This window comes from Lysinibacillus sp. EB106-09-02-XG168 (assembly GCF_058791475.1).
The window spans coordinates 4107500-4129350 of the sequence record NZ_JBYTDN010000003.1 but is presented as its reverse complement, the minus strand read 5'-3'; the positions used below and the strand labels follow the sequence as shown (position 1 = coordinate 4129350).

Annotated in this window: 23 protein-coding genes; 13 read left to right on the top strand and 10 right to left on the bottom strand. The window is 37.0% G+C overall.

Annotation, left to right across the window (positions count from 1 at the left end; translation table 11 throughout):
• Window positions 1-338: 338 nt before the first annotated feature.
• Window positions 339-989: a hypothetical protein gene (locus tag AC3WSO_RS20915; RefSeq protein WP_492533395.1), complete on the top strand. Its 651-nt coding sequence runs from the start codon at window positions 339-341 to the stop codon at window positions 987-989.
• Between the two features lie 102 nt (window positions 990-1091).
• Here the strand turns inward: AC3WSO_RS20915 and AC3WSO_RS20910 are convergent, their stop codons facing one another.
• Window positions 1092-1601, bottom strand: coding sequence for a hypothetical protein (locus tag AC3WSO_RS20910; protein ID WP_492533393.1), 510 nt, complete (start codon window positions 1599-1601; stop codon window positions 1092-1094).
• A gap of 14 nt (window positions 1602-1615) precedes the next feature.
• Window positions 1616-2305, bottom strand: a complete 690-nt coding sequence (locus AC3WSO_RS20905) for a B3/B4 domain-containing protein (RefSeq protein ID WP_492533391.1) — start codon at window positions 2303-2305, stop codon at window positions 1616-1618.
• 59 nt (window positions 2306-2364) lie between these two features.
• Here AC3WSO_RS20905 and queG point away from each other — a divergent pair, with 59 nt between their 5' ends.
• Entirely contained in the window at window positions 2365-3495 is a 1131-nt protein-coding gene (queG, locus tag AC3WSO_RS20900) for a tRNA epoxyqueuosine(34) reductase QueG (protein WP_492533389.1), read from the top strand.
• Between the two features lie 14 nt (window positions 3496-3509).
• Complete coding sequence (trmL, locus tag AC3WSO_RS20895) at window positions 3510-3983, top strand: tRNA (uridine(34)/cytosine(34)/5-carboxymethylaminomethyluridine(34)-2'-O)-methyltransferase TrmL (RefSeq protein ID WP_492533387.1); 474 nt, start codon at window positions 3510-3512, stop codon at window positions 3981-3983.
• Window positions 3984-4057: 74 nt separating this feature from the next.
• On the opposite strand, the gene AC3WSO_RS20890 is transcribed toward trmL, so the two are convergent.
• Entirely contained in the window at window positions 4058-4903 is an 846-nt protein-coding gene (locus AC3WSO_RS20890; RefSeq protein WP_492533385.1) for a VOC family protein, read from the bottom strand.
• Window positions 4904-5433: 530 nt separating this feature from the next.
• On the opposite strand from AC3WSO_RS20890, the gene AC3WSO_RS20885 reads away from it, so the two are divergent.
• Both AC3WSO_RS20885 and AC3WSO_RS20880 read left to right on the top strand, forming a co-directional pair.
• Window positions 5434-5610 (top strand): hypothetical protein, encoded by a 177-nt coding sequence (locus AC3WSO_RS20885; protein ID WP_170939047.1) that lies wholly within the window; start codon window positions 5434-5436, stop codon window positions 5608-5610.
• 84 nt (window positions 5611-5694) lie between these two features.
• Entirely contained in the window at window positions 5695-6525 is an 831-nt protein-coding gene (locus tag AC3WSO_RS20880; RefSeq protein ID WP_492533383.1) for an aldo/keto reductase, read from the top strand.
• A gap of 44 nt (window positions 6526-6569) precedes the next feature.
• On the opposite strand, the gene AC3WSO_RS20875 is transcribed toward AC3WSO_RS20880, so the two are convergent.
• From AC3WSO_RS20875 to AC3WSO_RS20865, 3 genes are all read right to left on the bottom strand, one after another.
• Window positions 6570-8747 (bottom strand): 5'-nucleotidase C-terminal domain-containing protein, encoded by a 2178-nt coding sequence (locus AC3WSO_RS20875; protein ID WP_492533381.1) that lies wholly within the window; start codon window positions 8745-8747, stop codon window positions 6570-6572.
• A gap of 263 nt (window positions 8748-9010) precedes the next feature.
• Window positions 9011-9850: an RluA family pseudouridine synthase gene (locus AC3WSO_RS20870; RefSeq protein ID WP_492533379.1), complete on the bottom strand. Its 840-nt coding sequence runs from the start codon at window positions 9848-9850 to the stop codon at window positions 9011-9013.
• Window positions 9851-9904: 54 nt separating this feature from the next.
• A complete protein-coding gene (locus tag AC3WSO_RS20865) occupies window positions 9905-10330 on the bottom strand; it encodes a disulfide formation protein C (protein WP_079563298.1) in 426 nt (141 codons plus the stop codon).
• A 193-nt stretch (window positions 10331-10523) separates the two neighbouring features.
• Here AC3WSO_RS20865 and AC3WSO_RS20860 point away from each other — a divergent pair, with 193 nt between their 5' ends.
• The 5 genes from AC3WSO_RS20860 (at window position 10524) to AC3WSO_RS20840 (ending at window position 14740) form a co-directional block, all read left to right on the top strand.
• On the top strand, window positions 10524-11639 hold the full coding sequence (locus tag AC3WSO_RS20860) for a GAF domain-containing sensor histidine kinase (RefSeq protein WP_492533377.1): 1116 nt from the start codon (window positions 10524-10526) through the stop codon (window positions 11637-11639).
• An 11-nt stretch (window positions 11640-11650) separates the two neighbouring features.
• On the top strand, window positions 11651-12298 hold the full coding sequence (locus tag AC3WSO_RS20855; protein ID WP_492533376.1) for a response regulator: 648 nt from the start codon (window positions 11651-11653) through the stop codon (window positions 12296-12298).
• A 208-nt stretch (window positions 12299-12506) separates the two neighbouring features.
• Window positions 12507-13421 carry a helix-turn-helix transcriptional regulator gene (locus tag AC3WSO_RS20850; protein WP_492533374.1) on the top strand — a complete coding sequence of 305 codons (915 nt, stop codon included), beginning with the start codon at window positions 12507-12509 and terminating at the stop codon, window positions 13419-13421.
• 73 nt (window positions 13422-13494) lie between these two features.
• Complete coding sequence (locus tag AC3WSO_RS20845) at window positions 13495-14238, top strand: effector binding domain-containing protein (RefSeq protein WP_492533373.1); 744 nt, start codon at window positions 13495-13497, stop codon at window positions 14236-14238.
• 223 nt (window positions 14239-14461) lie between these two features.
• Window positions 14462-14740, top strand: coding sequence for a hypothetical protein (locus tag AC3WSO_RS20840; protein WP_492533372.1), 279 nt, complete (start codon window positions 14462-14464; stop codon window positions 14738-14740).
• A gap of 119 nt (window positions 14741-14859) precedes the next feature.
• Here the strand turns inward: AC3WSO_RS20840 and AC3WSO_RS20835 are convergent, their stop codons facing one another.
• The 4 genes from AC3WSO_RS20835 to AC3WSO_RS20820 form a co-directional block, all read right to left on the bottom strand.
• Window positions 14860-15768 (bottom strand): cation diffusion facilitator family transporter, encoded by a 909-nt coding sequence (locus AC3WSO_RS20835; protein WP_492533371.1) that lies wholly within the window; start codon window positions 15766-15768, stop codon window positions 14860-14862.
• A gap of 289 nt (window positions 15769-16057) precedes the next feature.
• A complete protein-coding gene (locus AC3WSO_RS20830; protein ID WP_492533370.1) occupies window positions 16058-17395 on the bottom strand; it encodes a hemolysin family protein in 1338 nt (445 codons plus the stop codon).
• A gap of 1022 nt (window positions 17396-18417) precedes the next feature.
• Entirely contained in the window at window positions 18418-18834 is a 417-nt protein-coding gene (locus AC3WSO_RS20825) for a hypothetical protein (RefSeq protein ID WP_492533369.1), read from the bottom strand.
• 167 nt (window positions 18835-19001) lie between these two features.
• Window positions 19002-19205: a YheE family protein gene (locus AC3WSO_RS20820; RefSeq protein ID WP_492533367.1), complete on the bottom strand. Its 204-nt coding sequence runs from the start codon at window positions 19203-19205 to the stop codon at window positions 19002-19004.
• A gap of 324 nt (window positions 19206-19529) precedes the next feature.
• Between AC3WSO_RS20820 and AC3WSO_RS20815 the strand changes: the two genes are divergently transcribed.
• The 3 genes from AC3WSO_RS20815 (at window position 19530) to AC3WSO_RS20805 (ending at window position 21835) form a co-directional block, all read left to right on the top strand.
• On the top strand, window positions 19530-20672 hold the full coding sequence (locus AC3WSO_RS20815; protein WP_492533366.1) for a DUF445 domain-containing protein: 1143 nt from the start codon (window positions 19530-19532) through the stop codon (window positions 20670-20672).
• A 17-nt stretch (window positions 20673-20689) separates the two neighbouring features.
• On the top strand, window positions 20690-21034 hold the full coding sequence (locus tag AC3WSO_RS20810; RefSeq protein WP_492533364.1) for a YlbF family regulator: 345 nt from the start codon (window positions 20690-20692) through the stop codon (window positions 21032-21034).
• A 138-nt stretch (window positions 21035-21172) separates the two neighbouring features.
• A complete protein-coding gene (locus AC3WSO_RS20805) occupies window positions 21173-21835 on the top strand; it encodes a ribonuclease H family protein (protein ID WP_492533363.1) in 663 nt (220 codons plus the stop codon).
• Window positions 21836-21851 lie beyond the last annotated feature (16 nt).

The following is a 21851-nucleotide window of genomic DNA, read 5'->3' as shown; positions in this document are numbered from 1 at the left end:
ATATTTGAATTGTTTATTCCTGTACACACTCTTCCTATTATTTTATGGCCTTAACCTTGATATACAAGGCTTTATTAATTTTGAATAGATGTTTCCTTCGGTGTAATCGAGAGTATTGAATACCTTTTTTAGTTAGTTCAATGTACATCATAAAGTTTTTATTTTACCAAAATGTCGAAAAATGGCGAATGATATTTATGGTAATATACACCTAGTTTTGCCAGAATTCTAATAAGAGGATATTAAATAGAAATAAAAGTATTTTTTACTATGATTCTATTTTATTGAATCTAAACACGTATAGTTATAATGATATGCATTCGGAGGGAATATAGGTAATGAGGAAAGCTTTATTATTACTTCTAGTAACAGTTATGCTAGTTGGCTGTTCTGGAGAAGGAACAGAGAAGAAACAAGAGAAAGATGTAAAGAAAGATGAGGTAGTAAAGGAAGAGAAAGTAGTTCCTGTAAAATTTGAAGAAGTTGATCCTGAATCAAAGGCTGAGGTAGAAAAGTTTGTTAAAAAGTATAATACCAGAGTTGATATGTATAAACAGAATGCAGAAGCAGGAATTGAAATAGCGAAAATTCCAGAACCAATAACTAGTGAACTGAATAAAGAGGAAAATATTTTCTCACAAAACTTATTGGATACTGATTTTATAAAACATAAGGGTCATTATAAGATAGATGCTAGATATAATGAGAATAAAAAAATACTTGGATATTTTATTTCTATAGAAGGAATCCCTGCAAATGAAATAAGTGCAAAGGGAGAAGAATGGGCAGAAGGAATGACATCCACTATGTCAATTGCTTATATACTAGGACTGGATATAGATAAATTTGACGAAGAAGGTGATATAGCTCTTGAAGAGGAGAAACCCACTTATACATATACTGATCCTAACACTAAGACTAATGTAACTTTTCTTTTTGCTGATTGGGATTTAGGGAAATTTGAAATCGAATATGATTTAAGTAAGTAAAACAAAAAGCATCCCAAAGCTGCACTCCAATTGTTAAACAGAATTGCAGGTGCAGTTCAAAAAATAGGATGCTTTTTTTTATTGCAGTATTTTACGATCTGATTAGAAATAACGAGAATCATCAAAGTTGATTTCAACACTATAATTTTTTGCATTGATAAGATTCGATAATTTATGGGCATCTTTTTCTAGTGTAATAGCACGTTCACGATACTCATCTGGCTCATACATTGCAATTTCATAAAGCATTGTATTTTCACCATAACCCATGCGTACACTCTCTTTTTCATGCATACTAAACTGTTTGCAAAGCTCGGCATCTGCGCGCAGCTGTGTAGCAAGCTCAATCGCTTCAACCAATGCTAGTTTTTCACCTTTAAAGTCCACTGTGTTTTTTATATTTGCTTCATATACTAAACGATCCAATATACGAACATCGAGACGTACTTGAGCCAATTCAGCTTCAATTACGTTCATTGCACGATTACTGGTTTTGGGTGCTTGTCCTTTTTCAACAGTTACAAAAGCGCTACGTTCTAATTCGCCAATAAGCTCCTGTACTTTTTTTGCTAAAATACTCTTTAGCTTAACGGATTCTGCAAGATTAATCATGAAAACACGTCCTTTTACAGTGTTGTAGTTGGTGCTGCGTTTGTTAATAGGTCCATTTTATAATCGCCACCATGAACTTGGTTAAACATCTTACCGGCAGAGGCAAGAAGCTCTTTCGCATTTTCTTCTGATAATGATGGACGAAGGTAAAAAATATGTAGAGCCTCGGTCGTTTCCTCTGAAACAGACGTACGTTTAGAATCGACAAATGGTGATCCAAATGCTCCTTCAGCATCACAGCTATAAAGGATATTTTTTAATGCATTAAAACGACCATTTAAGCCTTCATAGCCAGTATCCTCGTTGCCAAGTGCGATTTCTATATTTCCTTTTAGTTCAGCTACATCATATAAGCCTACTGGAATCTCATATTGCAGGGAGAAGAAATTATTTAAATCAACACCTGAGTGAAGTGGTGTTAAATAATTTTGCTTACTAATTCGACGCATTAAGCTTTCTGCTGAGTGACGATAGCGATTCGGATCTGCGCCAAGCTTTTTCCATAGTTGTCGCCATTCTGCGATACCCTCACGTTGCGTTACAGGACGATCTTGCATTTCTAAAAAGAGATTTTCCTGATACAATTGCATGCGGCCTTTAATCATTTGAGGGGATTCTGCGACGACAATTTTGGTATAATGAATAATGCCGATTTTAAGCTCGGGATGTTGTGTCAATAGAGATTGATTAATTGAAATGTCCATAAAACATCACCTACTTTATCTATTTTTATTATTGTACCATGTAAGGAGTTGGGAATAAAATGAACATACATGACCTACAACGTGAATTTGTGGCGTATGCAATGTCCATTGGTGTAGACAAGATTGGCTTTACAACAGCAGCTCCATTTACAGAATTAAAAAATAGACTGCGCCGCCAGCAAGAGCTTGGCTATCAGTCTGGCTTTGAAGAAAGCGATGTTGAAAAACGTACCGAACCCCTACAATTGTTAGAGGGAGCAGAGAGCATTGTGGCGATCGCAGTAGCCTATCCGTCGCGCATGCAAAATGCACCTGTTGGCAAGAAGGGAGCAAGACGTGGAATTTTTTGCCGTGCTTCCTGGGGTGTCGATTATCATACAGCATTACGTGAGCGATTGAGATTATTATCAGCCTGGCTTGAGGAGCGTGTAAAAGGTGCACGTATTGAGTCAATGGTTGATACGGGGGCGCTTGTGGATAGGGCAGTTGCAGAACGTGCAGGGATAGGCTGGAGCGGAAAAAACTGCTCGATTATTACACCTGAGTTTGGTTCTTATGTATATTTAGGAGAGCTTATTACGAATATCCCTTTTGCTCCTGATAAGCCTATGGAGGATGAATGCGGGGATTGCCGTTTATGTTTAGATGTTTGTCCAACAGGAGCTTTAATCGAAGGGGGACAACTAGACTCGCAACGTTGTATAGCCTTTTTAACGCAAACTAAGGGAATGCTACCAGATGAGTTTCGTACCCATATTGGTAATCGTTTGTATGGCTGCGATACATGCCAGACAGTATGCCCAAAGAATAAAGGCAAGATTAATTGGATACATGAGGAATTTATGCCTGATCCAGAGCTTGCAAAGCCATTACTTGTTCCACTTTTAACGATTTCAAATCGTGACTTTAAAGAAAAGTTTGGACATGTTTCTGGTTCGTGGCGGGGGAAAAAGCCAATTCAACGCAATGCTATTTTGGCACTTGCGCACTTTAAAGAAGAAGCTGCGATACCAGATTTAGTAGCACTTCTTGGAAAAGATGAACGACCTGTTATTCGAGGAACAGCAGCATGGGCTTTAGGTAAGATAGGCGGGGAGCAGGCCCAATCTGCATTACTTGAGGCAAAAGCAAAAGAACGAGACGAGGAAGTACTCGTTGAAATAGATAAAGGTTTACAATTTTTTAGTTAAGGAAGTGTACCGTTATGCCATTGCATATCGTTTTATATCAACCAGAAATTCCAGCGAATACAGGAAATATTGCACGCACATGTGCTGGAACAAATACCTCATTACATTTAATCCGTCCTCTTGGCTTTTCTACGGACGATAAAATGCTAAAACGTGCTGGCTTAGATTACTGGCATAGTGTAAATGTCGTATACCACGATTCGCTAGAGGATTTTTTAGAGGCATCCAAAAATGGCGACGTTTATTTAATTGAAACATATAGTGAAGAGCCCTTTACGACACATGATTTTAGTGATAAAGATCGTGATATTTACTTTATGTTTGGAAAAGAAACGACTGGCCTTCCAAAGGATTTTGCGTATGAGCGTCGCAATATGTGCTTACGTATTCCTCAAAGTGAGCATGTGCGTTCACTTAATCTATCGAATACAGCAGCCATTGTTATTTATGAAGCGTTACGTCAACAAGGATATCCAGGATTACATTAAAAAAGGCAGTTCTCTCATAGAGGAGAACTGCTTTTTTCGTAAAAACGAATCCAAAAGTGCCGGAAACATTACTTTTAAAATTTTAATAAAACAACAATACCTGATGGGTCCTCTGTTTGGAAACCTCCATCTATATCAGTAACAGGTGCACCAATTGCACGAAGATTTTCTTTCATTGTTGCTGCTTGCTCTTCATTATCTAGACGCAGTGAAAATGTTTGTAAGCCAACCTGATTTTCACCAAGCTTTGGTGCGTTTTCAGAGTGCCAAGTGTTTAAACCGATATGATGGTGATAGCGGCCAGTTGAGATGAATAAAGCTTGTGCGCCGTAGCGAGTGACAATCTCAAATCCTAATCCTTTTGTATAAAATTCCTCTGCGGCAGCTAAATTAGATACTGATAAATGAATATGCCCCATAACCGTATCAGCTGGAAGGCCATCCCATCTACCATCGCCCTCCTCTAATATAGAATGGATTTTAAGAGGTTCAGTCACCATATGCACTTGGTCGAAATGCCAAGTCCATTCATTTTCAGGACGATCCGCATAAACCTCAATACCATTATTATCAGGATCATTTAAATAAAGTGCTTCACTGACATCATGGTCAGATGCTCCGAAGTACACGCCATTGTTATGGAAATGAGTAATGATATTTGCTAAATCACGACGAGTAGGCAATAAAATGGCAAAATGATAAAGGCCAGTTGTTAAGCTCGTTTTTTCTTCTACTGTTTCAGGTTGGATGATTGTCAGTAAAGCTGTTTTACCATCAGCTGTTAAAGTTGCTCTATGTGACTCTTGATGTAAAACTTTAAAACCAATTACCTCCTGATAATAAGTTAATGAACGTTGTAAATCACTCACTTTAATTTCAACGTTTGTGACATATGTGTTAGGTTTTTCATGAAAATGCATAGCCAATTACCTCCAAATAAAAGTTATTATTAATTATCAACTTACTTTATGTAAGTAAGTTTATTTTATAAAGTGTAGAAAGTCAAGCAATTATATTGTTTCAAAAAATATGAGAAATAACCAAAATCGGACGCCGCAGGAAAAGCACTCAGTCGGAACGGAAATCAACTCCTCGCTTTGCCTATGAGCGCAACTTTATTTAATATGACAACTTATTTTCTTTGCGGTAGTAGTTTTACAAAAACAAAAAATCACTAAGCACAAACTTATGCTTAGTGATTTTCTTGAGGTATTATTTGTCTGATCTGTAGTCGCCTTCGTAACCAGCAGTGAAAATAGCAGTTAAGAATGCTACAGTTACACCAATAATTAATAATAAACTCATGGAAGTACCCTCCTCATGTTTATAAAGACATCTCTTTTTAGTATAGCCTATCTACTATAAAAATGAAACGACGTAGCGGAATAAAATATGTCAGAAATGGTTCGGAAATAACTATTTAGGGGAAACTATAAGAGAGGTGATAATAGTGGAAAAAAAGGTCCCAAACATCGAAAACGGTACAATGGCTAGAAATTTTAAGGATTTACAGGATTTAGGGAAGCAAATGGAGCATTTACGTGATGGTCAAGAGCTTATAGAAGACGATCGAATTCCAGACCCTATCCAAGTAGATGATTATGAAGAGAAAGCAGAAGAACAATAAGAAATAACCCCGTAAATTTTCCTTATGTTTCTTAAAACCAATTTTTTGTATAATGGAACTAGGAAAAGAAAGGGGTTGTTATTCTTGAATTTACAATCAACAAAAACATTAACAAACGGTGTGGAAATGCCTCGCTTTGGCTTAGGTGTTTATAAAATGACAGAGCGTGATGAGACTTTGCAGGCTATTGATAAAGCTCTTAAATATGGCTACCGAGCTATAGATACGGCTTCGCTTTATGGTAATGAAGCTGAAGTGGGCGAAGCTATTCGTCATTCAGGCGTTAAACGTGAGGATATTTTTGTGACGACAAAGGTTTGGAATAATGACCAAGGTTATGATAAAACATTACGAGCTTTTGAAGGATCTTTGAAAAAGTTAAATATGGATTATTTAGATTTATATTTAACGCATTGGGCAGTTCCAGAAACATTTGAAGAGACGTATAGAGCAATTGAGCGTTTATATGATGAAAAACTAATTCGTGCAACAGGGGTTTCAAATCACCATGAGCACCATTTACAAAAGCTATTAGCTAAAGCAAATATTGCACCAATGGTCAATCAAGTAGAGGTACATCCATATCTACAGCAAGATGCATTAAGAGCATATTGTAGCGAACATGGAATTGCTGTTACAGCATGGTCTCCATTAGGTCGCGGTGGAGTGCTTGATAATCCAACGATTATGGAAATTGGTCGCGAAATAGGGAAGACAGCTGCTCAAGTAGTGCTGCGCTGGCATTTACAAAATAATACACTTATTATTCCAAAGTCTGTGACACCAAGTCGTATTGAGGAAAACGCACAGATTTTTGATTTTGAATTGACACTAGCACAAATGGATAAAATAGCTACAGTAAATCGCGATGAACGATTTGGGAAAGACCCAGATAACTTTAACTTTAATTTTTAACAGAAATCCCGCTCTCTACACATAGAGAAGCGGGATTTTAAAAATTATTTTTTAGATTCTTTTACAAAAGGAACGTAGTTAGAAAGCATTTTTGCCATATGTGCACGTGTAGCGTTGTTACCAGGCATAAATTTGCCGTTTGCGCCGCTAACAATCTTTAAGTCTTTCATAAGAGCAATAGCGTTTCGAGTTTCAGTGTCGTATTTAGAAATATCGCTGAAATCAGCTTTTAAACCAGTTTTTGTATCGTGTTGTGTGTTGTATGCACGAGCAAACATTAATGCAAGTTGAGCACGAGTTACTTTTGCATTTGGATTGAATTTACCATTCACACCTTGTACAATTCCTGCTTCAGTAAGTGCTGTAATTTCTTTTTGTGTTGCAGGATTTATATTAGCGATATCAGAGAATGTTGCTTGGCCTTTTGCTTCAAGCTTTAAGGCGCGTGCGATAAATGATGCAGCTTGTGCACGCGTTAAGTTTGCGTTTGGTGAATATGTTGTTGCAGAAGTACCGTTTGTTAAATCACGGTAATAAAGGTCGCGAACATAGCCTTCTGTTTCTGATCCTTTTACGATATCTGTAAATGGAATTGTTGCAATAATACGTCCTTCTACTTTTGCATCAACTTTTTTCAGTGTGTTTAAGTGTTCGATAAACATTTCATAGTCAATCGTACCTGGTTCACTTACACGGCCGTCTTCATAAACTTTTTTCAGTGTATCATAGCCGTCTCCACCTTTAGCAGTGAAGGTATTTGTTGCAGCTTTATAATAGGCTGCTTTATCTAGTTCTTTACCATTTAATTTAATAGATTTTACACGTTTACCAGCAGGTGCTTTTCCATCAAATTCTACTTGTAAACCAGAGAAATGTAAGAAGCCACCAAATTCTTTAGGGAACTCTTTCACACTATGTTCAGCAATTTCATAGATTTCAGCGCCTTTTAATTTTACGATGCCAAGTGCATTACCAAATGGCATGACTGTCATAACTTCGCCAACAGTGATATCTCCTGCATCAATACTTGCGCGGATACCACCACCATTTTGGAAAGCAAATTGTACTTCAGGGTCAATTTTTTTAGCACCAGCAAGCATACCATCAGTAATTAAGTTACCAAGGTTTGTTTCTCCAGCACGAACACCCCAAAGATTACGACCGCCATTTAGCGGTGAAACAGCTGTATTACCAGTTGATTGATTTAATATTTTCGAGATTTTCTCTTTATATGGAGCTAAAAGTGCTGTAGCCTCAGCGTCAGCTTCTACAGGCTTTTCTTTATCATTTAGAGCATGTAATTGACCGAAGTAGTCAACTACAGCACCGTTATTGTCGAATGTTAAGTCTAATTCACCTAAATTTTCGCTATATTGACCTGTTTGAACGATAATTGTAGGGTTCTTAAATGAAGTTTCAGCTTTCACAGGCTTATCTAATTTTGTATGTGTATGACCACCTACGATTACATCAATGCCTTCTACAGCTTTCGCTAATAATTGATCATTATCCCATTCTACGGAGTCATCGAAGCCTATGTGAGTTAATGCGACAATTTTGTTAACACCTTGTTTTTCAAATTCTGCTACTGCTTTTTTCGCAGAATCGATATAGTTCGCAAATTTCACATTAGCAACGCTTGAAATCGAAGGTGTTTCTTCTGTTGTTAAACTGAAAATACCTACTTTTTCTCCGGCGATTTCTTTAATAATACCGTCATAAATTTTACCGTTTTCAAAGTCTTTAGTGACTGTTTTGAATTGTAAGCCGTCGAATAAAGAATCCTTTGAAAAGTCTAGGTTACTTCCTAATAATGGGAATTCAGCACCCTTAACGAATTTAGCAAGTGCAGCATGTCCTTCTGGGCTTGATCCTAAATCGAATTCATGGTTACCAAAAGTCATGGCATCATACCCCATTAAGTTCATTAACTTCATATCAGCTTCTCCAGCAAATTCGTTAAAGTATAAAGTACCAGAGAAAACGTCACCAGCATCTAAAAGAAGTGAATTTGCATTTGCAGCACGAAGTTCTTTTACTTTTGTTGCACGCTTTGGAGCATCCTCAGCGTGTGCATGCGTGTCATTTGAGTGTAGAACTGTTAATTTGAAACCATCTTTCGTAGTAGTTGGTGTTGTTTCCGCTGCATTTGCGGCAAAACCGGGTGTAGCTAGTAAACTAGCAACTAGAGTTGTTGCTGCAATACTTTTAACCCATTTCATCAATAAATTCCCCCTTATATTAGTCAGATGACTGATATTTCACTCTAATTCTATCATGAAAAAAATCCATCGTCATTACCAATAATGGAAATGTATATTAAAATTGCTGTAAAAAATAGATGAAAGAAATGTAAAAAATATATTTATACTTTTATAGAATAATAAGTAAAAAGATTTGAAGTAAAGGCTCATTTTCATAACGAAAATCAACCTATATAAAAAAACTGCACCTCCGATTGTTAGCTGGAAGTGCAGTGCAACATTTATTTCTCGTCCTTTACAACGATTTGCTTAGTTAAAAATGGATGCTCGAATTCCAATTGAATAGCATGGAGCTCGTAATCATCACTTGCCGTTTCTCTTGCTCCATACATTGTATCGCCAATAATCGGATGACCGAGATGTGCTAAATGTACGCGAATTTGATGTGTTCTCCCTGTTTCAAGAATTAAATGAACAACACAAGAGCTTTTATAGCGAGCTACAACTTCATAGTGTGTAACTGCATGTTGTCCAGTTTTAGAAACGACACGTCTTGTTGCATGATGTCGGTCTTTCCCGATTGCTTCAGAAATTGTGCCAGATGAAGAACGTAAATTTCCTTGCACTTCTGCAGCGTATGTTCGAATAATTGATTTTTCCTCAATCATACGGTCAAAGATTGATTTTGCTAAGGGATGTTTTGCTACAAGTAACAAACCTTTTGTCCCTCTATCTAAACGATGCACATGCTCCGCATAAGTGCCGCCTTGTTGTTTAATATGAGCCATAACATGATTCATACAAGTATGAGTATCACGCTCATCGTTAGGATGTGTCGACATGCCTTTTGGTTTAGAAACAATCAAACAATGGTCATCCTCATAGACGACATCAATTGCACACACCGGTGTCGGTTGATAATTGGATGTCGGAATCGGGAATGTAAATTTTATAATTGTTCCTACTTGTAGTGGGTCTTTCCATTGAATAGGCTCTCCGTCAATAGTTGTGATAGCCTTCGCCATTCTTAGTTCATGGACTAGCTTTTTGCCAAGTCGCCAATGATTGCGCAATAGGTCCTCGACTGTCAAATCATTCGTATTTATTTCATAGTGAAACATATATCTTCCTCCGTAGAAAAGACCGTATTCCAATTGTAGAACACGGTCTAGAAATTAATTTGCTGCTTTAGCAGCCTTCATTACATAGAAGCTTGCCCCTGCAATTAAAATAAATGCAGTTAACGCTAAAAATGGGATTGTGATAAAACCTAACCAGTTGATATATTGACCAGTACATGAAACAGCTCCACAAGAAGGTGCAGTTTCAGCTAAAAAACTAAGCTTTTGAATACCATAATGATAAAGTGATATACTGCCTCCCATAATGGCAAAAACAGCAGTTGTTACAGCAATACGTGCATTTTTTTGGATAAAGGCAATCGTTGTCATAATGACAATTGGATACATGAAAATTCGTTGGTACCAACACATTTTGCAAGGTTCATAATGGCGGATTTCAGAAAAGTATAAGGAACCCAATGTTGCAACAACAGAGACAATCCAAATAAATAATAAGCCATTCTCTACTTTTTTAGACATATAAGTTCTCTCCTTAGTATAACCATGTACTTGTTCGATTATAGTTGTTCTAGTTTTATATGTAAATTAACTTACCCAAAATAAGGTATATTCTTATGAAAAATTTCAGTCTAAAGTATGAATGGCTTAGGCAGACGTTCCAGACTTTGAAATGTTATCATTAAGTTAGCAATGCCAAAGAAGAGGTGTTTTTGTGAGGGAGAATGATCATTCCAATATTGGTATTTTAAAAGAAATTGCAGAGTTATTAAACGAAGAAACTGAAATTGTGTCGATGTTAAAAGGAGCACTTGTGAAATTTTTAAATGGCACAAATTTTGAAACAGGCTGGATTTTTTTTATCGATGAAAAGGGGCGGTCAGAGCTTGTTGTCCATGTCAATTTACCAGAGGCTTTGGAGTATAAAAATTGCCATTATTTAAAAAAGGGAGGCTGCTGGTGTGTTTCCCGCTATCGTAATGAGGAATTAAAGAAAGCCTCTAATATTATTGAATGTCAACGTATCGAAAGTGCAATTGATGCAAATGTTGGTGATCATGAAGGCATCACACATCATGCAACGGTTCCACTTCAATCAGGGCAAGAGCGTTTTGGTGTCCTAAATGTTGCATCAAAGGATACCGTGCGTTTTTCAGAGGAAGAGCTAGCATTACTTGAATCGGTTGCATTTCAGATGGGGTCAGCCATTAAGCGTATTTTGCTGACAAAGCAGGAACAAGAAATGGCACTTGTGAAGGAGCGCAATCGTTTAGCCCGAGATTTACATGATTCTGTCAATCAGCTACTTTTTTCTGTTACATTAACGGCGAGAGCTGGTATTGAAATGACAAACGACTGTGATGTAAAGGAAACATTTAAGGAGATTCAGCACTTAACACAGGATGCCTTAACAGAAATGCGTGCTCTCATTTGGCAGCTCCGTCCAAAAGGATTAGAAAATGGTTTACTAGAAGCGATCAAAGTATATGCTGAAATGCTTGGCTTGAAGCTTCAAATAACGGTCTCTGGAGTACTGCAATTCCCATCGCGTATCGAAGAAACATTATTTCGGGTAGCCCAAGAAGCACTGAACAATGTTCGTCGTCACGCTGGTGTGCTGGAGGCTGCACTGTATATAACGGTCACTTCTACAGATATTTTACTTGTTATTCGTGATGAGGGACGAGGCTTCGTCATCGATCATAATACGAAACTACTTTCAATGGGCTTGCAATCCATAAAGGATCGTGCAAAATCAGTTGGTGGCAAAGCTGACTGGGTTAGTGAAATTGGCAAAGGAACAGAGCTGTTAATCCGCTTGCCATATTAGGGGGGAAGAGTATGATACGTGTTTTAATCGCAGATGACCATCATGTAGTACGTCGTGGATTATTGTTTTTCTTAAAAACACAAAAAGATATTGAAGTTGTAGGAGAAGCGAAAAATGGACTAGAGGCAGTAGCATTAGCGGAAAGTATACAGCCTGATATTATACTCATGGACTTGGTAATGCCTGAAATGGATGGTATTCAGGCAACAAAGCGCATTAAAGCTAAGTTTCCGCATATAGAAATTCTAATGCTGACAAGCTTTTCAGATCGTGATCATGTGGTACCAGCTATGGAGGCAGGCGCTGCTGGCTATCAGTTAAAAGATATTGAGCCTGATGAGTTGGTATTGTCCATTTGTCGTATTATGCGAGGAGAAAATACATTACATCCAGAAGCAACAACGACTCTAGAAATGGACCGTCAAGAAGCGAAAAATGCACCTCATGTTTTAAATCCGCTAACACCTCGTGAACAAGATGTGCTTGCAGAGCTTACAAAAGGGAAAAGTAATCGAGAGATTGCGTCCTCTTTATTCGTTACAGAAAAAACAGTGAAAACTCATATTTCTAATATTTTTACGAAGCTACAGGTGCAGGATCGTACTCAGGCGGCTCTTTATGCTGTGAAGCACGGACTAACAGAGGGTAGCGGTGTTTAAAAGATATTGAATGTAACGGCGGGTTGCTACAAATTGTAGCAACCCGCCGTTTTTGTATAAGAAGGTGTGGAATGTGACTCGGGAAGCCCGATGATAAATACCTAGGTTGTTTTTTCTTATATTGTAATTAAAACGGATTAAGGAATTGGAAGTGAAACGATATAATTAACATAAAAGAAAATAGGGTTGAGAGTAAAGGAGCACAAATATGAAATTAGAGCGACTTTTAACGATGACAATGATTTTAATAAATCGTAAAAAGGTGACAGCCCAGGAGCTTGCCGATTTATTTAATGTGTCAGTGCGTACTATTTATCGAGATATTGAAACATTGAGCTGTGCAGGTGTTCCTGTTATTAGCCAGCAGGGGGTTCATGGTGGAATTAGTTTGATCGATGGCTATCGTGTTGATAAGCAGGTGTTGACGAAGGAGGAGCTTACATCACTTTCTATTGCCATTAAAAGTGCATTAACAACATACGAGGATTCACATGCCGAAGCAGTACTTGAAAAATTAACAGGTGTTGCGGATGAGGAAGTAAAACAATCGATTGATCAACTATTTATTGACCTTAGTCCTTGGGGGCCAAATGTTATTTTCAAGGAACAAATTACATTATTAAAGAAAGCAATTGAACGCGTGCATTGTGTAAGCTTTACGTATTCTACTACACATGGTCATATAACAAGGCGATTATTAGAGCCTCATACTATAGTACAAAAGGGAAAAGTTTGGTATGTTTATGGCTATTGCACATTGAGAGAAGATTTTCGCTTATTTAAAATTTCAAGAATGAAGGATATACAAGAAGAGATGAATACTTTCCAGCGCAGGGAAGTTAACTTATCTGAACTCCCATGGGATAAAGAGTGGCACCATCCTCAAAATGTAGTAAACCTTACGTTATCTTTCGATTGTGCCATAACGACATTAGTAGAAGAATCATTTGGTGCTGAGCATGTAGATAGTGAAAGTTCTACTATCAACATTGCACTGCCTGAGGATGAATGGCTATACGGCTTTCTTCTTAGCTTTGGGCATCGCCTAAAAGTTTTAGAACCACCTCATATACGTGAAATTGTATTAATGCGAGCAAAAGAAATTGTAGCGTTGTATAAATAAAATGAATTGATGACATACAGTTGTCAGGTTTCCTTTGTTATAGTCATTACAAACAGGACGAAGGGTGGAAGTAATGATGCAAAGTTATTGTCAAAGCTGTGGAATGCCATTAGTGGATGAGGATTTATTTGGTACAGAAAAAGAAGGAAACAAAAGTGAGGACTATTGCACTTATTGTTATGAAGTAGGAGAGTTCAAACAGCCAAATTTAACAGTTGAAGAAATGATCGAAATTTGTGTCCCACATTTAAAGGAAGATGGTATGGCGGAAGAGGATGCACGCCAAATGTTGACGTCATTTTTACCAAGCTTAAAGAGATGGAGAAAGCATGATATACAAGAACCAGTTGTGATGAATAAAGAATCATTTCAGATTGTAGGAATTTCAGCGCGAACAAGCAATGCGAATGAAATTACCGCTCAAGCAAAGATCCCGCAATTATGGTCGGATTTTTATCAGCAAAATGTTGTAGGGCAGGTAGCTAATGCAGTAAATCAAGTAACGTATGGCTTGTATTCTGATTATGAAACGGATGTTAACGGAGAGTATTCCATTACACTTGGAGTGGAAGTATTAACTGCCGACGAAACTCCTGAAGGTATGGTTGTAAAAACAGTGCCAGCTGCTAAATACTTAGTTTTCACTTCTGATAAAGGCCCATTTGAAGAAGTTGTCGTAAAAGCATGGCAGGATGTCTGGGCTTGGCTTGCAAGCTCAGATGTAGAGCGAACATACACAGGTGACTTTGAAATGTACGATGAACGATGTGTCAACCCTCAAGAAGCTCAGGTCGATATTTATATTGCCATTAAATAAAATAAAAAAATTAAACCTCCTATCTATGATAAATAGGAGGCTTCTTTGTTTATATTGATTTTTTTTACATTTAAAACGGTGTGAAAACATACGCTTCCATAATTATGTTGTATCATGAAAAGAAAGAATTGTCTGGTGTAGTCACTACGGAACTTAACCCTTGTTCTGACAATGAGTCGTTTAGCTGTAGAAAAGGGATAAAGACGAATGAGGAAGTGGTTATTTGACTAAGAGAAAAGCTGGAGACATTTTAAGCGTTACATCTTTATTACCCGCGATAATAAGTGTTATTTTTTTCTTTATAACAAGAGGGCCAGATTTTGATATTTATTTTGGTATCGCCGTTTTTAGTATTTTATCAATTATCGGTATTATATTTGCTGTAATTTCTTTGTTTATTTCTAAAAAACGTATTTTTGGTTGGATCGGTCTAATGGCAAATGTATTAATTTTGATATTTGCTTATTTCTTACAATTAGCAATGGGAATTGGTGAACCATAAACGTTTTCTTTTGTTTTAACACAATATATGGAACTTTCAGGCCATAAAATAAACCCTATTGAAAAAATTCAAGAGGCCACGTCGATTTAGTTCGTTTTACAAAATAAGTCTCCAACCAATCAATTGGTAGGAGACTTGTCGTCATTTGCTAGAGGATTTACTTCTATTTCAGGCTCAATATGCACGAGTACCTGACAGAAGGGATTTTCATGAGTAACGGTTTTTTCAATCTCTTCTGTGATTCGATGACTTTCAAAGACATTTAAGTAAGGATCAACGGTCACTGTTACGTCTATAAAATACATATTGCCGTGAGCTCGGCCCTTAAAGTCCAAGAGCTCGATTACTCCGTCAACATTACGAATTAAAACGGATAATGTTTCAACTTCTTCAACATCAAAGGCATCTGTGAGGCTTTGAACTGCCTCCCAAAAGATTTCTACAGCTGTTTTAATAATAAGAAGTGCGACGAGTAGAGCTGTTATTGTATCGATAATGGGGAAGCCAAAAATAGCGCCAAAAATTCCAATTGCTGTACCGATACTAACAAGGGCATCTGAGCGATTATCATAGGCTGCAGCCTTAACCGCAGCGCTTTTTATTTTTTGGGATAGGGCCAAATTATAGCGATACACGATATACATCACAACTGCACTGCCGATTGCCACAAAGGCTGTTAATAATGATGGTGCTGTGCCAGTTGGCTCCCATAGACTTTTTAGCGAATTGATGAGTACCTGTAGACCAACAATTAGCATAATAAACGAAGCAACAAGTGAAGCAACGGTTTCAGCACGTAAATGTCCGTATTGGTGATTAGAGTCAGGTGGCATTTGAGCAATCCGTAATCCAATTAATACCGCAATGGATGCGATAATATCAGTAGTATTGTTAAGTCCATCTGCTTTTAGTGCTTCTGATGTTCCGATATAGCCAATCGTTAGTTTTATTGAGCTTAGTATTATATACGTACCAATAGATAACCAGGCACCTTTTTCCCCTTGACGTAAATTTGTATAGAGCTCCATTTTGTTTCCTCCTAGCAAAACTTTATGGTATTATAAAACGACTCCCTTCTCGTGTAAGGGAGTCGTTTTTTGCGTAAATATTTATTTTACTTCAGTAGAAGCTCTGACCATTATAGGCTGTGAGCAAAATATTAGTTTTATACTTGATCAAACAATCGCGACATCAATCATACCACTGCAATTAACCTCTTTCAGCGGTTGTCCAAACATCCGCTGAAAGAGTGGGATTCAGGTTTTGTGTATGTACAAAGCCGAATCAAATGCAATTATACTAAGGCGTAATTGATTTTTAGTCATTTACTTCACCGTTGTCATTTGATAAATCACGTTCAGGTAATTTCAGAACTTCTAAGTATAAAATATGGTGACCATCTAATTCTTTTGCGATAAATTCATAACCTTGTTCTTCAATACTGTCTCCTTCGACCGCATCAAAGCGTTTTGTCATGAACCAACCACCGATTGTATCAATATCATCATCTTCTATGTCAGTACCTAGCATATCATTAACACTTTCAACTAGCATCTTCGCGTCTAAAATAAAGTGATTTTCTGCAATTTCCTGAACTTCTGGAATTTCATCTTCATCGAACTCATCTTGAATGTCGCCGACAATTTCCTCAATAATATCTTCAATCGTAACTAGACCAGATGTTCCGCCATATTCATCCATTAAAATGGCCATATGAATGCGTTCACGCTGTATTTTTAGTAATAATTCGTTAATTTGCGTTGTTTCCATTACGCGAATAATTGGCTGCATATAGTCAATTACTGGTTTATCGCCATTTGCTGGGTCTTTAATGTAGGCGGTTAATAAGTGCTTCATATTGACTAAGCCGATAATATGGTCTTTGTCACCATCGATAATTGGGTAACGGGTATATTGCTCAACGCCCATTAAATCGAAAACTTCTCTAATCGTAAGTTCTTTTTCAATGCCGACGATTTCAGTACGTGGGACCATGATTTCTTTTGCAAGACGATCAGAGAACTCAAAAATACTATTTACATATTCATATTCTGAAGTATTAATTTCTCCACCTTTTAAACTATCCGACAAAATCATACGTAACTCTTCTTCCGTATGGGCCACTTCTGATTCTGACATCATTTTCAAGCCGAAAAGGCCAGTTAAGCCACGTGCAGATCCGTTTAAAAGCTTAATGATTGGATACGTAATATTGTGGAATAATACTAATGGGCCAGCAAGGTTTAATGTTACAAATTCTGCTTTTTGGATGGCAAGTGTTTTTGGCGCCAATTCCCCTATAACTACATGCATAAACGTTACAATTGAGAATGCAAGTATAAATGAAAGGACAGTAGTTAAACTTTCACTCAAATTTAGAAATTCAAACACTGGATTCAAAATAATCTTAAATGTAGGTTCACCAAGCCAACCTAGACCTAAAGCAGTGATCGTAATACCTAATTGACAAGCAGATAAGTATTCATCTAAATCTGAAACTACACGTTTTGCATTTTTTGCTTTTTTATTGCCTTCTGCAAGCAATTGATCAATACGCGTAGTCCTTACTTTAACGATTGCAAATTCAGTTGCAACGAAAAATCCTGTCATTATTATTAGTAGGGCAAATGCCACCAACCTTATGGTTATTTCCATTATGTCTCCGTCCAAATAATTCCTTTGTTCCCGCCCGAATGAGGGAAGGAAGCAAAGTGTACACCTCCTATGATTTAAAAAATTGTTGAATGATTTAATCATAAAATATTTACATGGAAAACACAAATATTGACAACAACTTTTTTTAGTTAATTTTCTCACGATATATAAAAAATATATAATTTCAAACACCAAAAGATTGAAAATAAAAATTTGTTATGCTAACTTTAAATATAGCAAAGAAGATAGTTTGTTTAGAGAAAGAAGCATTTACATCTCATATAAAACGACACGTCAAAAATCTCAAGAGTGCATACTTGCGGATTTTTTTAAATGAATTATTTTTAATAGCAACAAAAACGGAGCCATCTCATGAAAATGAGGTGGCTCCTTTGTATTGTAGAAAAATAAAATAGACGGAGTCATAGTATCACTTTTTGGCAAAGTAAGGGTTGATTTCCGTTCCAACTGGGCGCTTTGTTGCTGCCGCTTCGCTTTCGCACAGTTAAAACATTTGTTGCTGCCGCTTCGCTTTCGCACAGTTAAAACATTTGTTGCTGCCGCTTCGCTTTCGCACAGTTAAAACATTTGTTGCTGTCGCTTCGCTTTCGCACAGTTAAAACATTTGTTGCTGCCGCTTCGCTTTCGCACAGTTAAAACATTTGTTGCTGCCGCTCCGCTTTTGCACAGAGCAAAGCTTCCAGGGGGCGTCCGATGAGCGGCTTCACTCGCGTTGCTCGATCAAGGCTCTCGGGCCAACACGATGTTGGTCACGGTGTTATCACAGGATGCGATGCTTTTAGCCTCCGTTCCTCTATTGCTGATCCCCAAGGAGTCGCCCAGTCTCCACTCCAATCAACCATTCTGCATAATATATGTGTTGGCAGGTTACTCTCATTTGTAGTGATAAAACAAAACTTCAAATTATGTTATTTGTGCGAAAGAGTAGCTACGGCCAATTTCAAAATAGTTTTCAACAAAAAAGGAGCCATTTTCGTATGAGATGGCTCCTTCTGCAATATTTAATTATTGTTGAAAGCGTAATTCAAGCACGCTTTTTCCACATCGTGTAGCGTTTCTTTTACCGGGATTTCACCTGAATAAAGAGAAATTGTAACAGGTGCTTTTTCTGCTATACCTTGTTTTGTCAAAATATAATTTTTGCCCTTATACGTTAAGTACATATTTTTAGCAGGTCTTTTTCCGAAAGTACTAGTAGATGAATCGAAAAATCCTTTTAATTGACTGCAATATTCATTGTAGAAGTCACTTTTAAAGCCAGAAAGAGTTTCGAATTTTTTACTATCTATAGATTCAGCCTCATTTGCTAACTCGAAAATTTCAGCTGAAAATTCGGAAAAAACTTCTTTTACTTTTGCACGAATTAATGCTTTTGAATTATAACTGTTTAAGTCATCAGAAAGAGTGACTTTACTCATTGAAATAGCCTCCTGCATAAAAAACCTTTATTACTTGATAACATAAATGTATAAGAAAAATAAGGGAATTTCAATATACTTAAACAATTATAAGATAATAGCAGTGCTGGAAATAGTGTAAAATAGGTATATTTATACAGAAAGAATGCTGAAAAGTATTACTTTGATTAGTCGTAAACGTGGTACAACATAAGCTCGTGTATCATTTTTTTTACTTCCTCTTCGTTAGGAGGGATAGAGCCCTTCCATTGTATAACGCCATCTTTTAAGTACTCCGCTGAATAACGTTCGCGTTGATAAAAAAACGAGATGGACCAACCTGGAAGCTGAGAATTTTCAAATAAAGGCTTAAAGCTAAAATGCTGAATCATAACCAAACCCCATTTCTTATATATGTAGTTAATATTATTCAAGGATAGTGGTAATTTTGCAACTCCAAATGTCCTTCTTATCGTAATGGGCAGATAAAAGGATTTGTTTGTTGATAGTTTGCTCCTATGTACGTCCATTTTTAACTAATTGAAGCTCGTTGTGGAAATCAGTATTTGCAAATTAATGAAGAAGGATAAAAATAGTGAATCATCATACTTTAACAGGGGGTATTTCTTTCGTAGAAAATCATTGCTCTGCTATAATGAGTGCAGCAGGCGACAAAAAACGCCAATAGTGAATACAATTGAAATGAGAGGATACTAATGGATAATTTTCTAGTGACATTAATATTTATGGCAGTCATTGGAGCTGCAATTGGTGGTGTAACGAATCACTTAGCCATCAAAATGCTTTTTCGACCACACAACGCGATATATATTAAAAATTGGCGAGTACCTTTTACTCCAGGCCTTATTCCAAAACGACGTGACGAATTAGCGAAGCAACTTGGGCTAACGGTTGTAAATTATTTATTAACACCTGAAACTTTTAGAAAGAAATTTTTCTCAAAGGATATTCAGGAGAAGGTTGAACAGTTTGTACAAACAAAGGTAGAAGAAACGTTTTTTACAAATGATAAAACAATTCAGGATTGGCTATCATTAGCTGGATTTTTCAATATGCCAGCAACAATTGAACAGAAGGTAGAAGCAATTGTTGAGGGACAATTTGAATCAGTTAAGAATACACTATCTACGAAATCAATTCGTACACTCTTATCTGCAGATATTCAACAAACGATTGATGCAAAGATACCAGTAGCGGTTGATCATATTTTAGAAAAGGGTGAGGATTATTTTTTATCACCCGAGGGCGAACTGACAATTAAGGCGATGATTGATGACTTCTTATCGTCAAAAGGATCACTTGGTGGAATGATTAATATGTTTTTAGGTGATTCTTCGTCGCTCGTGGCGAAGGTTCAGCGTGAGCTTGTGAAATTTTTACAGGCGCCAGGGACTTCAACATTACTAACGAAAATTTTTACGCAGGAATTGGAGAAATTAAAAGATCGCCCAGCAATGGATTTCTTACAAGATATTCGCTTTGAAGCCATATTATCGAAATTACAAACTTACGTAAAAGAACAATTAGCAATTGAAGAACGCTTGAATTATCCAATTTCGCATTATTGGCCAGAAGGGAATTCGTGGATGAAGGAAACTGTAATTCCCCAAGCTATCGAAAAAGCTTTTGTAAAAGCTGAAGCCAAATTAGAAGATGTATTGAAACGTCTAAATTTACAAGAAGTAGTGCGTGAGCAGGTTGATTCTTTCCCTGTGGAGAAATTAGAGGAGCTTGTACTAGGTATTTCAAAGCGTGAGTTTAAAATGATTACAGTACTTGGTGCAGTTCTTGGTGGATTGATTGGGATTGTGCAAGGATTAATTGTTTACTTTATTTAAAAAGGAGAATTATGTTGATGATTAATATTTACAATGAAATTAACGCGTTAGAAGTAGCTTTTCGTAAAACACCTGAATTTGAAGCTTTGGAAGCAGCAGTGAAAGTTGTTAAGGAAGATGAAGAGGCATTAAATCTATTCAAAAATTTCCGTAAGGTTCAACTTGACCTACAGAAAAAGCAATTAACTGGTGAAGATATTCTGGAAGATGAACTTGTATATGCGCAGAAAACTGCACAGCTTGCACAGCAAAATACAAAAATTTCTGCAATGATTCAGGCAGAAATGAATTTAAGTAAGATCATCGAAGAGGTAAACCGAATTTTAATAAAACCTATTCAAACATTGTATGAAGAATTTTAACAGTCAAGTTCAGAGTCCTGAAAAAGCGCAGGCATAAAAATACTATTAGTTGCACATATAACAAGTAAGAAGAAAACGTGTTTCCGCAAGTCGGAGCACGTTTTCAATTTATGGCTTACTATCATTGGAGGTTATACTATGCATGTCATCATTGAATGGACTTATAAAGCGAAAAAGGGAGCGGAAACTGTTTTGCGTTCAGAAGAAATGCCAGCAGCTCAAGCATTACTACTTGCAGAGGACATGGAGCGAACAGGGAGAGTAAAATCACTGCATTGTATCGATCGACAGGATACAAGTTGGTCTTTAAAAGAACTCAAGGCATATTTAAAGGAAATTGACACTGAGCCACACAATATTACAGTTTATTTTGATGGTGGTTTTGATCGTGCAACATATCAATCGGGGCTGGGCTGTGTGATTTATTATGAACAAAATGGCAAGCCATATCGATTAAGACAAAATTCTTTTTCGTCCGAGCTTAAATCAAACAATGAAGCAGAATATGCAGCGCTTTATTTAGGGTTAGTCGAGCTTGAGCTATTGAACGTTCACCATTTGCCCGTTTGTTTCACTGGTGATTCCCAAGTAGTGATTAATCAATTGAATGGGGAATGGCCAGCGCTAGAAAAGAATTTATCTAGCTGGGCAGATAAAATCGATGCAAAGTTAGAGGAGCTTAGTATTCAGCCAGAGTACAAGCTGATAGCACGTAAAGAAAATTCTGAAGCCGATCGCCTTGCAACTCAAGCATTAAACGGTATCGATATTACAGGATTAAAGGAAATTGTAAAGGAATAATTATTAGTAACTCCAA

What these genes read in the sequence shown, in the direction of transcription:
- AC3WSO_RS20870 (WP_492533379.1), bottom strand. Translation starts at nt 9,850, where the DNA reads ATGTTTCACTATGAAATAAATACGAATGATTTGACAGTCGAGGACCTA.
- AC3WSO_RS20905 (WP_492533391.1), bottom strand. Translation starts at nt 2,305, where the DNA reads ATGGACATTTCAATTAATCAATCTCTATTGACACAACATCCCGAGCTT.
- AC3WSO_RS20910 (WP_492533393.1), bottom strand. Translation starts at nt 1,601, where the DNA reads ATGATTAATCTTGCAGAATCCGTTAAGCTAAAGAGTATTTTAGCAAAA.
- AC3WSO_RS20820 (WP_492533367.1), bottom strand. Translation starts at nt 19,205, where the DNA reads ATGATTCAGCATTTTAGCTTTAAGCCTTTATTTGAAAATTCTCAGCTT.
- AC3WSO_RS20865 (WP_079563298.1), bottom strand. Translation starts at nt 10,330, where the DNA reads ATGTCTAAAAAAGTAGAGAATGGCTTATTATTTATTTGGATTGTCTCT.
- AC3WSO_RS20805 (WP_492533363.1), top strand. Translation starts at nt 21,173, where the DNA reads ATGCATGTCATCATTGAATGGACTTATAAAGCGAAAAAGGGAGCGGAA.
- AC3WSO_RS20915 (WP_492533395.1), top strand. Translation starts at nt 339, where the DNA reads ATGAGGAAAGCTTTATTATTACTTCTAGTAACAGTTATGCTAGTTGGC.
- AC3WSO_RS20810 (WP_492533364.1), top strand. Translation starts at nt 20,690, where the DNA reads ATGATTAATATTTACAATGAAATTAACGCGTTAGAAGTAGCTTTTCGT.
- AC3WSO_RS20855 (WP_492533376.1), top strand. Translation starts at nt 11,651, where the DNA reads ATGATACGTGTTTTAATCGCAGATGACCATCATGTAGTACGTCGTGGA.
- AC3WSO_RS20890 (WP_492533385.1), bottom strand. Translation starts at nt 4,903, where the DNA reads ATGCATTTTCATGAAAAACCTAACACATATGTCACAAACGTTGAAATT.
- AC3WSO_RS20830 (WP_492533370.1), bottom strand. Translation starts at nt 17,395, where the DNA reads ATGGAAATAACCATAAGGTTGGTGGCATTTGCCCTACTAATAATAATG.
- AC3WSO_RS20825 (WP_492533369.1), bottom strand. Translation starts at nt 18,834, where the DNA reads ATGAGTAAAGTCACTCTTTCTGATGACTTAAACAGTTATAATTCAAAA.
- trmL (WP_492533387.1), top strand. Translation starts at nt 3,510, where the DNA reads ATGCCATTGCATATCGTTTTATATCAACCAGAAATTCCAGCGAATACA.
- AC3WSO_RS20875 (WP_492533381.1), bottom strand. Translation starts at nt 8,747, where the DNA reads ATGAAATGGGTTAAAAGTATTGCAGCAACAACTCTAGTTGCTAGTTTA.
- AC3WSO_RS20850 (WP_492533374.1), top strand. Translation starts at nt 12,507, where the DNA reads ATGAAATTAGAGCGACTTTTAACGATGACAATGATTTTAATAAATCGT.
- AC3WSO_RS20845 (WP_492533373.1), top strand. Translation starts at nt 13,495, where the DNA reads ATGATGCAAAGTTATTGTCAAAGCTGTGGAATGCCATTAGTGGATGAG.
- queG (WP_492533389.1), top strand. Translation starts at nt 2,365, where the DNA reads ATGAACATACATGACCTACAACGTGAATTTGTGGCGTATGCAATGTCC.
- AC3WSO_RS20835 (WP_492533371.1), bottom strand. Translation starts at nt 15,768, where the DNA reads ATGGAGCTCTATACAAATTTACGTCAAGGGGAAAAAGGTGCCTGGTTA.
- AC3WSO_RS20815 (WP_492533366.1), top strand. Translation starts at nt 19,530, where the DNA reads ATGGATAATTTTCTAGTGACATTAATATTTATGGCAGTCATTGGAGCT.